Here is a 13,519-nt window from a genome sequence, read left to right on the forward strand (position 1 = left end):
AGAAGTTAATTAGGTCCGTTTCACGACGCTGGTGGTATAGCTCTACGTATGAAGCGAGTAGGAGTGCGATTGTCTGTTTTGGCGACGACGAGCGCAACAGTGAATGATGTCCCCCGGTTATCATTTTAATGCTATCTTTCAGTTCTGCACTGGCGGAGAACGACGGAATGACGCCGCGAGGCCCGACAAGGAAAGCAGGTCTCCGCGCACGTTGAGGAGTCGCCCGCTATTCGGCGAACGGCGTTTTCCCTGTCGCGCCTCGTTGCAATCTGTGTCACCGAACTGCCAATCATTATCGCATGCGCGGGGATCTAGGTGTGGCGGAAGATCAAATTAGCGAAACCGAGCGTTTAGCGCTTGAGGAGGCAATGGGGGTGGAGGACGAGCCCGGCGAAGGGGAAGTAGACCTCATTCACCCGTTCGATCCGAGCAAAATACGGGTAACCACCGAGCCTCGTACAATCGATTTGCTGCACCGTCGGATTAAGCACGAGGAAATCGATCTCGCGCCGGAATTTCAACGTCGGGCGCGGTTGTGGAAGCCGCACCGCAAAGGACAACTAATCGAATCTATACTCCTGCGTATTCCTCTGCCGGTGTTTTATGTCGCAGCCACCGACGATGATATGTGGTCGGTTGTCGACGGCCTCCAGCGTCTGACCACGATTCATGACTTCCTATCGGATCGTTTCCCCCTCTCGGGCCTCGAGTACCTACACAAGCTAGAAGGTTTATATTTCTCAAAGCTACCCCGCCCCATGCAGCGGCGGATCGAAGAGACATCACTAGTATTAAATATCATTCAGCCGGGCACTCCAGACGAAGTGATGATCAATATCTTTAGGCGCCTCAACACCGGCGGCCTACCGCTCACAGGGCAAGAAATCCGCAACGCGCTCTACAAAGGGCAAGTGCGCAATTTCTTGGCCGATTTAGTCCGCAGTGAAGATTTCCAAAGAGCTACCGACGGCCGTGTGAATGACGATCGCATGGATGCACAGGAGTGTGTTCTGCGATTCGCCGCCTTCTTTCTCGATGAATGGCAGACCTACGATCGCAATGATCTAGATGCCTTCCTAAGCGAGGCAATGCGCAAACTGAATGCTCTCGACGCTCATTCGCTGCAGGCGGTGAGAGACCGCTTCGTAGTGGCGATGAATGCCGCTCATGCCATCTTCGGCAATGACGCGTTCCGCAAGCGCTATAATTTTGACGATACCCGTAAGCCAGTTAGCAAAGCATTATTTGAAGCGTGGAGCGTTAATCTCGCTAAACTACAGGACGATAAGCTCTTCGTCCTAATCAGTTACCGTGACGAAATTCGCAAACAGTTTCAATATCTTATGGCAAACGACCGGTTTTTTGACGCATCAGTTTCATCATCGACTGGTGCGGTCCAGCGGGTACATAAGCGTTTCGGCGCCATTGAAGAAATCATTGCCCTGGTGCTACTAAATGGAGACACAAATTGATCAATACGATTGGTCTCGGGAATTTCAAGTGCTTCCGAGAGGAGTCCTTCCCTCTTGCGCGCTTTACCCTGCTCTCAGGTGTTAATGGGGCGGGTAAAAGCAGCGTAATTCAATCTCTATTAATTTTGCGTCAGATCTGTCTCCATGGTGCTTTTTCTGGGCCCCAGGTTTCGCTCTCGGGAGACTTGGTTGATCTTGGCCGCGCTGCGGACATTCTCTGCACTGACGCCAACGAGGACACGATTTGGATAAAGCTTGAGGCTGAAACGCATCCGGTTTTGGACACAGCCTTTTTGGTTGATATAGAAGGCGGGGAAGCAAGCTGGGCCAATCTAGATGACGCGCGCGCTGTCATTGAGGGCATGGCTGAGCGAGGGGTGGCATTGTTTAACGGCGGTCCTTTAGGAACGCCATGTGTAGCTGCTTTCAATTATCTTAACGCGGAACGGTTCGGCCCCCGCAAAGCTCTTCCGGTCGACGACAGACATGGTCGGCTGTTCGACGTTGGTAAGCATGGTCAGTATGTTTTTGACGCCTTGTTGCACCATCAAGATCGAATCACCCTAGCAGTTGACGATCCCCGCAGCCTGCCCAAAGCGTCTAGTGGCCGGCTTCGCGATCAGATTGAGGCTTGGCTTGATGAGGTTAGCCCAGGTGTAGCATTAGGTATTGTCGGCGTCCCCAATGCTGACATGGCTGTTGGATCCTTCACGTTCGGTAGAGAAGGGTCGCTCCGGTCTCCCGAGTATCGCCCCACGAATGTTGGTTTTGGGCTGAGCTATATTCTGCCCGTGCTTGCAGCCCTGCTCGCCGCGCCGCCGGGCGGATTAGTGCTGATTGAAAATCCTGAAGCGCATCTTCACCCCCGTGGACAAACTAAGATGGGTGAGCTTTGCGCGCGCGCAGCTGCTTCAGGCGTTCAAGTAATCATCGAAACTCATAGTGATCACGTTCTAGATGGTGCTCGCCTTGCCGTCCGGGACGCTGTGCTTAATCGTGACGATGTCAGCTTTCACTATCTTCAACAGATTGACGGCCGAACTGTTCGTACAAGCCCCGAAATTGATGCGAATGGACGGCTTTCCGAATGGCCGGAAGGCTTTTTTGACCAACATCGACGAAACGCTGCTCTCCTTGCTCGTCCGCGCCGGGGCTAGTCATGTCAGAGTATGTGCTAAACATCGCGTCCATTGATGTTAATAATGATAGCTTGCGGGACGCGACGAGGCTAATAACAAGCTTTGTAGAGACCCTGGCCGAACTCGACACTCAGATGAACGGTGCGCCACGCGCTCTGAAGCTGCCAAGAGAACCGTGGGACATCTACGTGGCGGTAGACGACGATGGCAGTTCAGTCTCGCTTGGAGAGATCGTTAATGGCTTCTATGAAAATGGCGCAACGCGCGAACTAGCTGTCTTCTTCGATGCAATGCGATTTTATGCACCGGCGGTCGATCAGCTTGACGAACAGGCGATAGAGGCCATTCTTAGATTAACACCTTCATGCGCGGCTGAGGGGCAGGAAGGGATTTTCGAAGCTGTCTGCGAAGCTGGCCACGAGGCAATGCAGTGCGTCGTGACCGGTGGTACACTTGTGGGTCTGGCGAAGCCTAAGTGGGACTTCGATCTCGGCGCGGTTACTTGCGACCAAGATGTTGTCACCTTTGACCATGCAAGCTGTGTTGGTCATGTCGACGCTATCTCACAACGTGTTCGTCGGGCTGCACAGGCAACCGTAACTCGTCGCAATTTTCTTGCATATCGACAGACCGCTTTTCCCTCGTTGATCTGGGGCGAAGAGGTCGACGACCAGATTACAGTTTTCCCCTCGGAGTATCTTGGACTCGCATTCTCGCGGTTGGCAAACCTTGACGATATGGCTCGACGATGGTCGCTTTCGGGAGATGCGGAGCCAGATTCGGGCGTCATGGAACTGTGTCTGGAAAGTAAAATTACGATGGATAATTATGGCGACAACCGACGCTTTCGGTCTGCGAGCGGCGTCATGAGAACTTACGAAACTCACGTCTGGATTGATCGCGGGAATCGAGTGCATGTCTTTCTTGATAAAACAAATCGAACCGTAGAGGTCGGCTACGTAGGAAAGCACTTACCAACTTGGAATTATCAAACATAGATAAGTCCGGCGTTGCCTGTGGGTGCCTTAAGTTTGTGGTGACTGTAAATGTCCTAATGCTACTTGAGGAGTCCAAGATTCCTTCTGACGTATGGACTGTCGAGATGGCTTCCTCCAGCGCCAAGTTGCTGCAGTGGTTGCTGGACGGACTACCCCTTTTCGGCCGGGTGTGTATTGCCTTGGATGGAAAATTCGACCGAGGGCGGAGCGTCCGATTTCAGTTGCCTCGTCAAAGCCTGCTTCCCACTGGGAGTTGACCTCCCGCGCCTGTACCCAGCCTCAGAAACGGATGCTTTGGCTGGCGAGGAAAAGGGAATGAAAGTCTTCACAAGCGTGGGCGAGACCGCCACGAAGGCCGCGTGCCGCGACCGCCGCCCTTCGGCGGCGGCGGCGCGCGTCAGCCTTCCCCGCTCAAGCCGGGATCGCGTCCGCGCTGGGCGGCGTCCGGGGGCGGGGCATGATCGTCGCCGGGCAGGGCGGCGGGTCGTCGTCGTCGTTGTTTCGGCGGCGTGGGCGGAGATAGCGGTGCAGGTTCGCGAGGCGCGGCCGGCGGCGCGGCGCGGGCCGGGGCGCGTCGGCGGCGGTCGTCTCCGGGGCGGCGGGGCCGTCGAGTTCGGCGAGCGCCGCGAGCAGGGCGTCGACGGTGACCGGCTCGGCCCTGGCCCCGGTGAGGCAGCGCAGGCCCGGCGCGCTCTCGAGGGCACAGGCATCCGAGATCCAGGAGGCGAGGATCGTCCGCTTCTCCTCGCGGCTCAGGAGCGGGTGCGCCAGCACCTCGCGCGGATGACGAAACACGTCCCCGGGGGCGACCACGGCCTGCCAGGCCTCGAACGAGGCGGGCTGCGTGGCGGCGGGGTTCATGAGGCCGGAACGCCCGGCGCCGGAACGGGACAAATGCGTTTCCCTCATCGACATGATCGATCCTCCCTATGGCTGTGAGGCAGGACTGAGAACGGGATGCGGCCCTCGCGGGCCTGAAGGCCCCCGAGGGTCTCTCTCATGCTTGGCGTCGGCGATCAGGCGGCCTCGGCGTGGTCCTCGACCTGGGCGGGCGCGTTGTCCTGGCCCACCGCCTGCGTCGCGCCGCCGATGGCGATGCGGCGGGGTTTGTAGGCCTCCGGCACCTCGCGCACGAGGTCCACGGTCAGCAGCCCGTTGTCGAGGCTGGCTCCGGTGACCTTCACGTGGTCGGCGAGGTTGAAGGTCTGCCGGAACGGGCGCGTCGCGATCCCGCGATGGAGATAGGCGCGCTCTCCGTCCTGGCCCCCCTTCTGGCCCGTCACCTGAAGCACGGTGTCGTGCTGCGTCAGGTCGATCTCATCCGGGGTGAAGCCCGCCACCGCCATGGTGATGCGATAGGCATCGTCGGCCACCTTCTCGATATTGTAGGGCGGCCAGGTGGTCGACGGCTCGATCCGGGTCGCCTGGTCGAGCAGCGAGATCATGCGGTCGAAGCCGACGGTCGAGCGATAGAGCGGTGCGAAATCCAAAGTCCTCATGACCACATCCTCCTGAAGAGCAACGTGATGACAAAGCGCGCCGGACACCGTGTCCGGCGCCAGAATGCGAGCCCATCCGGGCCTCGCACGCGCATAACGCCGATGGTGGGATGTGGTTCCGGGGTGGTGTCGATTTTTTTCGCGGTGTGAGGGGTCGGGCTTCGGACCTCTCGCGGGCAGCGCGGGGCTGCTGGGTTCTCACATCTGCTCGTGCAGGCAGAGCGCGTCCCTCTCCCCCTTGTGGAGAGAGGCTAGGAGTGGGGGTGGCTCCGCCAGCCTCCGAAGCAGCAGGAGGGTCGCCCGACCACCCCCACCTCCAACTCCTCCCCACAAGGGCAGGGCGATCGCATATGACACCACGCCGTCATTCCGGGTCGCCACAGGCGAGCCCGGACCCGGAGGACCGCGCCGGAGGCGTGCAATCCAGAGCCGCTGACAGTGTAAAGTCCTGCACCACTTGTGTTTCTGGATCCCGGGCTCCGCTGCGCGGACCCGGGATGACGGGGTGGTGCCAGCGGGTTTCTGACAGGCAAATCGGCATATGCGGTCGCCCTGCCACAAGGGGGAGGAGGGCAGAGCCGCGCATCTCGCGCGATCTGCGAACGGTGGGGCCGGGCTCTCAGCGGGCGCCGGCAAATTGTTTGAGCACCGCGAGCGGGGCGGCAGGGGCCGGCCACAGGACGAGGCGGTAATGGTCCTCGCCGTCCAGGCGGTCGTCGGTGAGGGTGGTAAGGCCGCCGAAACAGGCGCGGACGCGGTAGGTGCCGGGGGCCACGGACAAGATGTCGATCGACCCGCCCGTGCATTCGTGGATTTCGAGCCGGCCCGAGGGCAGGTCGAGGCTCGCCTCCACCACGTGGTCCCAGAGGTCGAGGGCCTCGTCGCGCGGCCCGTCGAGGATGTCGAGCTCCACCGGCACGGACATGTTGCGCTCGGGCTGGATGACCACGAGGAACGGCGCCGTCTTGACCCTCCGCTGGAGGTCGTCCTCGCTGTAATCCAGCGCCGCGTCGGGCATCTCGCCGTGATCCCAGAGATAGAACTGGTGGTAGTCGGCGAAAATCTCGTAGCGCTTCTGCATGGCATCGCTCCCGCTGGCGCGACCGGAATAGGACGTTCGCTCAGGTTTCGCGATGACCCCGTCCGATGGCGGTGCGAAGGCCGGTCGCGTGGCGGTTGGCCCCGCCTCATTCCGCCGGCGCGAGGGGGCGGGAGCGGTCTTTCCCCGTGAGGCCGAAGAAGCCGACCGCCGAGGCGACGATGACGCCGCCGCACGCCGCCGCGATCCCGAGCACGAGCCCGAACCCGCCCCTCTCGTGCAGCAGGGCGATCAGCGGCACCACGAACCCGCTCACGGTGAAACCGAGGAAATAGCGCACGCTGTAGGCCCGCGCGCGGTAGAGCGGCGGCACGTAGCGGGCCACCATCGCGTCGTTGATCACCACCTGCCCGTAGAGCGCGGCCATGGTCAGGACGAGCCCGGCGAGGAGCGGGACGCCGGTGCTCAGGGCGGCGATTCCGAGGCCCAGCGGCTGCAGCACCGACAGGCCGAGAAACAGCGCCGGCAGGCTGTAACGGTCGATCAGTCGCCCCATGAGGAGCTGGGTCAGGGCTCCCACCATGAAGACCAGGGTGGCCACGGAGCCGATCAGCGCGAGGGGCAGCCCCTCGCCGACGCGCTCGTCCACCACCTTCGGCAGGGCGATGGTGGTGATGTTGAAGGTCATCCCGCCGGCCACGATGGCGCAGGCGAAAACCACGAGGAGGGGGATGGGGCGGGACACCGCGAGCACCGCCTTGCCCCCTTCCTTGCCCTGCGCGCCCTCGCCGTCGCCGGGGACCATCGCCAGGAAAGCCGCTCCGCAGGCCAGGCAGACCAGGCCCGGCACCACGAAGGCCGCCTGCCAGCCGAACCCCGTCGCCAGCAGAGCCGTGACACCCGAGGCCGTCGCGGCGCCGACATTGCCCCAGACGCCGTTGACGCCGAGGTCCCGCCCGAGGCGGCGCGAGTGAGAGACCAGCATGGTCGAGCCGACCGGGTGATAGATCGCCGAGGCCAGCCCGAGCATGCAGAGCCACAGGGCGAAGGCCGTCGGGCTGGCGGCGCTCGCGACCCCGAGGCACGACAGGCCGTAGCCGAAGAAGAACACCGCCAGGAGGTTTCGCCGTCCGAACCGGTCGGCGAGCCAGCCCATCGGCAGCGCACAGAGGCCGAAGGCCACGAAGGCCCCGGTGGCGAGCGCGATGAGCTCCCCATAGGAAAGCCCGGTCTGCGCCGCAATGGCGATCACGGCCGTCGGGTAGATCAGCAGCACGAAGTGATCGAGGGCATGCGCCACGTTGACGAAGCGCAGGGTGCGGCGGGACAGGGTTTCGGCGTCCATCGATAGAGGATCTCCGCAGGCAGGCCCCGCTCTAGCTGACCCGTTGAACGCTGTCGGGCCGAAGGTGTACGCGATCGGGCCAAGGCAAACGACGCCAAGGCAAACCGCGCCGACGGGGAAACCATGCGCTCCATCAGGGCCGAGGATTATCAGGACGTGCCGCGCGCCGTCGCGGTGATGCCCAAGACCTTCGTGGCCGGCAGCCGCACGGAGCGGCACTCCCACAAGCGGGCGCAGCTGCTCTACGCCACCGCCGGATTGATGATGGCGACCGCCGAGGACGGGACCTGGGTGGTGCCGGAGGGCCATGCCCTGTGGATCCCACCGCGCCTCCCCCATGCGGTCGTCATGCATGGCGACGTCGCCATGTGCTCGGCCTATCTGGCCGTCGAGGCGATTGCCGGCTTCACCGAACGGGCGCGCGTCATCGAGGTCTCGCCGCTTCTCGCCGCCGCCCTGGTGGCCCTGACAGGCGAGCCCGTTCTGTATGACGAGACGGGTCGGGGCGGGCATCTGGCCGCCCTGGTGCTCGACGAGACCAGACGCGCCCCGGAAACCCGGCTGACCCTGCCCTTGCCGTAGGATGCCCGCCTCCGGCGGATCTGCCTCGGGTTGATCGACGATCCCGCCTTGGCGCTCGGTCTCGACGCCTGGGCCGACCGGGCCGGCGTGAGCCGCCGGACCCTGACGCGCGGGTTTCGCCGGGAAACGGGCCTCAGCTTCGGGCAGTGGCGCGCGAGGGCCAGGATCGTGCGGGCCCTGGCCCTCGCGGCCGATGGCCGGGCGGCACGCCACGTCGCCGCCTCGGTCGGCTATCGGAGCCTCCAGGCCCTGAGGGGCAGGACCCAAGCGTTGATCGGACAGGAGGGGGACACCCGGCCGGGCTCGGCCACCGTCGCTCCGCCGGATTGAAGAGCGTCGTCCGTCCCGGCAGGATCGGTCATGCCCCGAGCCCGAGGAGCCCGCAGAATGGGTCGACATCCGCGACCTCCCCAGCGCCGTCTCGGACCCGTTCGGGGCCGATCGCGATGCTGATGCGTCTGCTCGCCCTGTCGCTGGCGATATCCTCGCCCGCCTGCGCCTTCGACGAACTCCTGGTCCGGCCGCCGACGAGTCTGGCGGACGAGTGCGTGAACGGCCTCGTCGAGCATCGAACAGGCCAGTGGAAGCGGCGGGACCGGCCGCTCACCTCCGGGGCGTTCGGGAGCGTCGAGGAGATCGTGCGGGACGTCGACCCGCCGGCCCTGCGCACCCTGGCGGAGCGCGGGTGCAGCCGGCACTTTCGGCATCTCTTCCTCTCCTGCACACGGGTCGATTGGTCCGAAAATGCCAGTCCCGCCCTCCGGCCCATGGGCGTTTCGGCCGAAACGGAGGCGGAGATGATGCGGGTCATGCGCGGATGCCTCGCCGACCTGAAGCAGGCGGGCGTGCCGCCGGTGAGGAAGCGATGAGCGCGCAGCCGGACGGCTGGAAGCGCCTGCCGTTCGGTAAGCGGGACGAGGCTATCGGGAGGTCGTGGTCCCCGACGATCCGGGTGGACATTTCCGGTCGGTCGTTCTCCGTCTATCCATCGGGCGCGATGAGGAACGCGACGCGGCGGTTCCGCTGCCGTCCGGCGGGGTCGTCGCGACCATCGGGATTGGCGTTGGGCGCGACCGGCATGGTTTCGCCCTTGCCCGCCGCCGACAGCCGCCCGGCGGCGATGCCGCGCCCCACCAGCCAAGCGCGGACGGAGACCGCCCGGCGCTCCGACAGGGCCTGATTGTAGGCGTCCGAGCCCATTGCGTCGGTGTGGCCGGTGATGGCCATACGGGCCTTGGGCATGGCCACGAGAACCTCTGAGAGCCGGACCAGGGCCGGGCGGGCTTCGGCGCGGATCAGGGACTTGTCGAAGTCAAACAGGACGTCGCTCGGCAGTTCCACCAGGATGGCCGCGCCCTCCCGCCGGGCGCCGAGGGCGGAGAGGTTGGCCTCCGTCTTCAGACGCGCCTCGGACGTCATGCCCTTCGCCCCGAAGGAGGAAGCGCCGCCCGCACTGGCCGCAGCGCTCGGTTGGGGCTTCTCCTCCCAATGCGAGGCGGGGAGGCCGATCTCGGCGAACCGGGAGGGAGCCTCGCCGATCGCGGCTCCGCCCGCCGTCACGGTGTAGCTCGACGCATGTCCCTCCGGAGCGAGCCCGGGCACTGCCAGGATCGCCGCCAAAAGTACCGCCCCTCTCACGGGGTCAGAGCCAGCGGAACGGTGATGCCGGGCGCGTTGATGTCGTCGCCGGACCGGCCGGGGTTGAAGACCAGCGTCAGCCGGCTCGCGTCGGAGGGCAGGGCGCCGGGGAAAACGAGATCGCCCTCCATGGTCCGGCCGTTGAGAACGCGCATCCACTTGTTGTCGGCGATCTGGCGAAGGTGGAGGCGCTGCTCCGCCCCGTCGCCCCAGGCGAGATAGGCATTCTGCCGGTCGTTCATGTTGACGAAGGTCGTCTTGTGACTGTCGAAGCTCGCCAGCAGACGGACCGTCGTGGCGTCCTCACCCAAAGTGACGGATTTCACCTGTACGGTCAGGCCCACCGGCGCGCTGACCTGCCCTCCGACGATCGTCACCGTCCGGTCCGCGGCAAGTGCCGCGACGGGCAGCAGGGTCATCAACGCGAGGGCAGTCAGTCTCGAGACCAAAGCGGCGTTCCTTTCGAACGGAGAGACGCGGTCTTACGGTCAGGCATATAGAGAAATCGGCCCCCGCCGGAAGATGCGGGTGCCGCCAAAGCGAGGCGGGACCGGAGCCACGCCTCGTCTGCAAGTTAAGTGGGGGCGACACGTCAGCCTCCCGCCGCTCCCGCTCAAGGGGATTCCCTCACACGATGCCGCTGGCTTCGAACGGCCACGGCTTTCCGAGCCGTTCGGCGACCTTCGCCGGATCGTGGCCGACCTCTGCCACGGCCGCCTCCACCTCCTCGCTCGGGGTCTGGAAGTAACGGGCCCAATAGGCCTTGTCCCGGGGCTCCTTCAGCGACACCGTGGTGGGCGCCTCGGGCGTGGATCCATCCATGCTCATCGGGCGGCTTCCTCAGCTTCGGTGCCGGGGCGGTCGCTCGGATCGTCCGGCGTTTCCCGGACGGTTCCGCTGACCGTATCCTTCGGCCCGGTCGCGGCGCTGTTCTGCTCGGGCTTGCCGGAGCCGCCGCCGCGCGATCGGTCGTAGGAGGATGCGGCCAGATCCTCGTTCACCTTGGTCGGTTCGGGCGGTTTCGTCGTCTCGGACATGCGTCGCTCCCTGATCTGACGGGGCAACGCCTGAAGCGCGATGCGGGTTCGGGCCGGCCTCAGTCGAGGTAGCTCAGGGCCATCCCCGTCCGGGGGTGGGGGAAGACCCCCATGCGCACCCCGTAGATCGCCTCCAGCCCCTCCGGCGTCACGATCTCGGCCGGGGTGCCGCGCGCGATGAGGCGTCCGCCATGGAGCGCGATGAGGTCGTCGCAGGTGCGGGCCGCCATGTTCACGTCGTGCAAGACCACGATGACGGTGAGGCCCCGCTCCTGGGACAGGTGACGCACGAGGGAGAGCACCTCGATCTGGTGGGCGATGTCGAGGGCGGCGATGGGCTCGTCGAGAAGCAGGCAGCGGGCATTCTGCGCCACCAGCATGGCGAGCCAGACGCGCTGACGCTCGCCGCCGGAGAGGCTGTCCACCATGCGCTCGGCGAAGGGGGTCACCTTGGTGAGCCGCATCGCCTCGGCGATGGCGTCCCGGTCGGTCGAGCCCAGTCGGCCCAACGCCCCGTGCCAGGGATAGCGGCCCATGGCGACGAGCTCCTTGACCAGCATGCCGGGCGCCTGCGGCGTCGCCTGCGGCAGGTAGGCGACCTCGCGGGCGAAGGCGCGGTCTCCCAGACTCTCGATCGATGCGCCCTTGAACAGGAGACGTCCGGCGCTCGGGGCCTGCTGGCGGGCCAGCAGCTTGATCAGGGTCGACTTGCCCGAGCCGTTATGGCCGATGAGGCCGATGACCCGCCCGGTGGGGATAACGAGGCTCAGTGGGTGCAGCAGCACGCGTCCCGGAACGGAAAACGTGACCCCGTCGAGGCTGTAGTCCGCATCGTCCGGACTCGGCTCGCGTCTCGCTCCCGCATCGGCTCGGCTCAAGGACATCGTTCGCCCGTTCGACGCTGCAACGCCGCCATGATGGTGGGATCGAGGGCCGCGTCAGGCCCGCGCACCGGCCCTCTGCCGGTCGGCGAGGAGCGATTGGGCGATCTCATGCCCCCGCATGACCAGGATGGACAAGAGGGTATCGCTCAGACCGTGGGTCGGCTCGCTGAAACCCTGGACGTAGATGGCGGGCTCGAAGCCGGGCCGGGTGGCGAGGCGGTAGTCGCGTCCGATGGCGCCGTCGGTGAGATGCGGCGTGAGGGCCGGCATCATGGTCTCCAGACGGTCGCGGCGGTACCCCGTGGCGAGAATCACGGTGTCGTAGGATTCCCGCGTCGTGAGGCCGGTGGCGGCGTCCAGGGTTTCGAGGACGATCTCGTCGGCCTGCTCCGAGGCCCCGACCACGGTGGTCCTCGGCCGCAGGGCATGGCGATGCTCGCCGCTGACCTTCTGCTGGTAGAGGAGATCGAAGATCCGCGTCAGCAGGTCGGTGTCGATCACCGAGTAATTGGTGCCGCGGAACTCGTCGATGATGGCCCGGCGATGGGCCTCGGGCTGGCCATAGACGAAGTCGGTGAAGTCCGGGTTGAAGATCTCGTTGACGAAAGGGCTGTCATCGGCGGGCTTCAGCGCCTGGCCGCGGAAGATCATGGCGATGTCCGCGTCGGGGATACGGCTCTGCAGGTCGAGGAACAGCTCCGCCGCCGTCTGGCCCGCGCCGATGACGGCGATGCGCGGCCGGCGCGTGGAAGCCTCCGGCAGGGGAACACCGTCGATCCGCGACAGGTAGCGCGAGGAGTGGAACACCCGGGCGCTGCTCTGCAACTCCTCGAAGACCGGCAGGATGCGCGGCTCGCCCCCGGTGGCGAGGATGACGGCGCGGGTACGCCGCCTCTGCTCGCGGCCATCGGCCTTGCGCGAATGGACCAGCAGGTGGCGGATGGTATCGCCGCGTCCCTCCGGCTCGATGGCCAGCACCGTATCGCCGTAATCGCAGCGATCGGCGAAATGCCCCGCGACCCAGCGCAGATAGTCGTTGAACTCGATCCGGCTCGGGAAGAACGACTTGCGGTTGATGTAGTCGATTAGCCGGCCGTGGACATGCAGGTAGTTGATGAAGGTGTAGGGACTCGTCGGATCGCGCAGGGTGACGAGATCCTTCAGGAAGGAGATCTGCATCCCGCTATCGGGCAGAAGCATCCCGCCATGCCAGACAAACTCGTCCTGGCGCTCCAGAAAGCGCACGCGCGGTTGGCGGCCCTGCTGCCGTCCCGCCTCGTCGAGGGCGATGGCGAGCGCCAGGTTCGACGGGCCGAAGCCGACGCCGACCCCGTCGTAGGCCGGTGCTTCGTCGTCGTCCCAGCGCCCGCCCTGCGAACCCCGGAAAGTGTCGCGCAGGGAATATGAGGTGTCCGAGGGGTCGTAGGATTCCGTCATCACCGAACCTCCATTCCTGCGCCGAGATGTCCGCGCCGAGCGGACCTCACGATCCGCCGGCAACTGTCAGGCTAAGGGACGTTCGGGCGGGGGAGGGATTTAGGAGCCGCCGCGAAAATAGTTGCGCCGCGGCTTAAATTTCGGCCGTCCGCCACCGTCTTGGGCTTCGACACCGGCCCATTCGCGGAGCACGACGCCATGGCTATCGACGACAGCGAAGCGACGTTCCTCGTCGTGATCAACGGGGAGGAGCAATACTCGGTCTGGCCCGCCCACCGCGCCGTCCCGGCCGGGTGGCGTGCCACCGGCTTCTCCGGGCCACGTGCCTCGTGCCTCGCCCATATCGAGACGGTCTGGACCGACATGCGGCCGCTCAGCCTGCGCCGCTCCCTCAACGGCGACGCCAGAGCCTGAGCGTTCCGCCCCCCGTTCCGATGACACTTCCAGGA

Annotated in this window: 17 protein-coding genes; 7 read left to right on the forward strand and 10 right to left on the reverse strand. The window is 64.8% G+C overall.

Translation table 11 applies throughout. The annotated features are described in order from the left end of the window. Positions 1 to 317 precede the first annotated feature (317 nt). From ACYQR9_RS05500 to ACYQR9_RS05510, 3 genes are read left to right on the forward strand one after another with little or no spacing between them, the layout of a single operon-like run. Positions 318 to 1,472, forward strand: a complete 1,155-nt coding sequence (locus ACYQR9_RS05500; protein WP_461228952.1) for a GmrSD restriction endonuclease domain-containing protein — start codon at positions 318 to 320, stop codon at positions 1,470 to 1,472. Further along, positions 1,469 to 2,629, forward strand: a complete 1,161-nt coding sequence (locus tag ACYQR9_RS05505; RefSeq protein ID WP_461228953.1) for an AAA family ATPase — start codon at positions 1,469 to 1,471, stop codon at positions 2,627 to 2,629. The genes ACYQR9_RS05500 and ACYQR9_RS05505 overlap by 4 nt, the downstream gene beginning before the upstream one ends. Positions 2,630 to 2,631: 2 nt before the next feature. Beyond that, on the forward strand, positions 2,632 to 3,609 hold the full coding sequence (locus ACYQR9_RS05510; RefSeq protein WP_461228954.1) for a hypothetical protein: 978 nt from the start codon (positions 2,632 to 2,634) through the stop codon (positions 3,607 to 3,609). 411 nt (positions 3,610 to 4,020) lie between these two features. Here the strand turns inward: ACYQR9_RS05510 and ACYQR9_RS05515 are convergent, their stop codons facing one another. The 4 genes from ACYQR9_RS05515 to ACYQR9_RS05530 all read right to left on the reverse strand — a co-directional run bounded on the left by ACYQR9_RS05515 (position 4,021) and on the right by ACYQR9_RS05530 (position 7,492). Then, complete coding sequence (locus ACYQR9_RS05515; RefSeq protein ID WP_461228955.1) at positions 4,021 to 4,524, reverse strand: hypothetical protein; 504 nt, start codon at positions 4,522 to 4,524, stop codon at positions 4,021 to 4,023. 101 nt (positions 4,525 to 4,625) lie between these two features. Continuing rightward, entirely contained in the window at positions 4,626 to 5,108 is a 483-nt protein-coding gene (locus ACYQR9_RS05520; RefSeq protein ID WP_461228956.1) for an Hsp20 family protein, read from the reverse strand. 619 nt (positions 5,109 to 5,727) lie between these two features. After that, entirely contained in the window at positions 5,728 to 6,189 is a 462-nt protein-coding gene (locus ACYQR9_RS05525; RefSeq protein WP_461228957.1) for a hypothetical protein, read from the reverse strand. A 106-nt stretch (positions 6,190 to 6,295) separates the two neighbouring features. Further along, positions 6,296 to 7,492 carry an MFS transporter gene (locus tag ACYQR9_RS05530; protein ID WP_461228958.1) on the reverse strand — a complete coding sequence of 399 codons (1,197 nt, stop codon included), beginning with the start codon at positions 7,490 to 7,492 and terminating at the stop codon, positions 6,296 to 6,298. A 123-nt stretch (positions 7,493 to 7,615) separates the two neighbouring features. Between ACYQR9_RS05530 and ACYQR9_RS05535 the strand changes: the two genes are divergently transcribed. The 3 genes from ACYQR9_RS05535 (at position 7,616) to ACYQR9_RS05545 (ending at position 8,943) form a co-directional block, all read left to right on the forward strand. Then, positions 7,616 to 8,074, forward strand: coding sequence for an AraC family ligand binding domain-containing protein (locus ACYQR9_RS05535; protein ID WP_461228959.1), 459 nt, complete (start codon positions 7,616 to 7,618; stop codon positions 8,072 to 8,074). A gap of 30 nt (positions 8,075 to 8,104) precedes the next feature. Beyond that, positions 8,105 to 8,404 carry a helix-turn-helix domain-containing protein gene (locus tag ACYQR9_RS05540; RefSeq protein WP_461228960.1) on the forward strand — a complete coding sequence of 100 codons (300 nt, stop codon included), beginning with the start codon at positions 8,105 to 8,107 and terminating at the stop codon, positions 8,402 to 8,404. A gap of 116 nt (positions 8,405 to 8,520) precedes the next feature. After that, positions 8,521 to 8,943, forward strand: a complete 423-nt coding sequence (locus ACYQR9_RS05545; protein ID WP_207410847.1) for a hypothetical protein — start codon at positions 8,521 to 8,523, stop codon at positions 8,941 to 8,943. A gap of 112 nt (positions 8,944 to 9,055) precedes the next feature. On the opposite strand, the gene ACYQR9_RS05550 is transcribed toward ACYQR9_RS05545, so the two are convergent. From ACYQR9_RS05550 to ACYQR9_RS05575, 6 genes are all read right to left on the reverse strand, one after another. Further along, positions 9,056 to 9,694, reverse strand: a complete 639-nt coding sequence (locus ACYQR9_RS05550; RefSeq protein WP_461228961.1) for an OmpA family protein — start codon at positions 9,692 to 9,694, stop codon at positions 9,056 to 9,058. A 14-nt stretch (positions 9,695 to 9,708) separates the two neighbouring features. Further along, positions 9,709 to 10,161 carry a hypothetical protein gene (locus ACYQR9_RS05555; RefSeq protein WP_461228962.1) on the reverse strand — a complete coding sequence of 151 codons (453 nt, stop codon included), beginning with the start codon at positions 10,159 to 10,161 and terminating at the stop codon, positions 9,709 to 9,711. A 178-nt stretch (positions 10,162 to 10,339) separates the two neighbouring features. Then, a complete protein-coding gene (locus tag ACYQR9_RS05560) occupies positions 10,340 to 10,540 on the reverse strand; it encodes a DUF3606 domain-containing protein (protein ID WP_461221586.1) in 201 nt (66 codons plus the stop codon). Then, on the reverse strand, positions 10,537 to 10,749 hold the full coding sequence (locus ACYQR9_RS05565) for a hypothetical protein (RefSeq protein ID WP_461228963.1): 213 nt from the start codon (positions 10,747 to 10,749) through the stop codon (positions 10,537 to 10,539). Before ACYQR9_RS05565 ends, ACYQR9_RS05560 begins: the two co-directional genes overlap by 4 nt. Positions 10,750 to 10,808: 59 nt before the next feature. After that, positions 10,809 to 11,633: an ATP-binding cassette domain-containing protein gene (locus ACYQR9_RS05570; RefSeq protein WP_461221583.1), complete on the reverse strand. Its 825-nt coding sequence runs from the start codon at positions 11,631 to 11,633 to the stop codon at positions 10,809 to 10,811. 54 nt (positions 11,634 to 11,687) lie between these two features. Further along, a complete protein-coding gene (locus ACYQR9_RS05575) occupies positions 11,688 to 13,070 on the reverse strand; it encodes a lysine N(6)-hydroxylase/L-ornithine N(5)-oxygenase family protein (RefSeq protein WP_461228964.1) in 1,383 nt (460 codons plus the stop codon). A 198-nt stretch (positions 13,071 to 13,268) separates the two neighbouring features. Between ACYQR9_RS05575 and ACYQR9_RS05580 the strand changes: the two genes are divergently transcribed. After that, entirely contained in the window at positions 13,269 to 13,484 is a 216-nt protein-coding gene (locus ACYQR9_RS05580) for an MbtH family protein (protein ID WP_461228965.1), read from the forward strand. Positions 13,485 to 13,519 lie beyond the last annotated feature (35 nt).

This window comes from Methylobacterium sp. CM6241, assembly GCF_054817845.1.

Coding starts and splice junctions, on each gene's coding strand:
- ACYQR9_RS05530 (WP_461228958.1), bottom strand. CDS start 7,492: ATGGACGCCGAAACCCTGTCCCGCCGCACCCTGCGCTTCGTCAACGTG.
- ACYQR9_RS05510 (WP_461228954.1), top strand. CDS start 2,632: ATGTCAGAGTATGTGCTAAACATCGCGTCCATTGATGTTAATAATGAT.
- ACYQR9_RS05535 (WP_461228959.1), top strand. CDS start 7,616: ATGCGCTCCATCAGGGCCGAGGATTATCAGGACGTGCCGCGCGCCGTC.
- ACYQR9_RS05515 (WP_461228955.1), bottom strand. CDS start 4,524: ATGTCGATGAGGGAAACGCATTTGTCCCGTTCCGGCGCCGGGCGTTCC.
- ACYQR9_RS05545 (WP_207410847.1), top strand. CDS start 8,521: ATGCTGATGCGTCTGCTCGCCCTGTCGCTGGCGATATCCTCGCCCGCC.
- ACYQR9_RS05580 (WP_461228965.1), top strand. CDS start 13,269: ATGGCTATCGACGACAGCGAAGCGACGTTCCTCGTCGTGATCAACGGG.
- ACYQR9_RS05520 (WP_461228956.1), bottom strand. CDS start 5,108: ATGAGGACTTTGGATTTCGCACCGCTCTATCGCTCGACCGTCGGCTTC.
- ACYQR9_RS05525 (WP_461228957.1), bottom strand. CDS start 6,189: ATGCAGAAGCGCTACGAGATTTTCGCCGACTACCACCAGTTCTATCTC.
- ACYQR9_RS05560 (WP_461221586.1), bottom strand. CDS start 10,540: ATGAGCATGGATGGATCCACGCCCGAGGCGCCCACCACGGTGTCGCTG.
- ACYQR9_RS05575 (WP_461228964.1), bottom strand. CDS start 13,070: ATGACGGAATCCTACGACCCCTCGGACACCTCATATTCCCTGCGCGAC.
- ACYQR9_RS05565 (WP_461228963.1), bottom strand. CDS start 10,749: ATGTCCGAGACGACGAAACCGCCCGAACCGACCAAGGTGAACGAGGAT.
- ACYQR9_RS05570 (WP_461221583.1), bottom strand. CDS start 11,633: ATGTCCTTGAGCCGAGCCGATGCGGGAGCGAGACGCGAGCCGAGTCCG.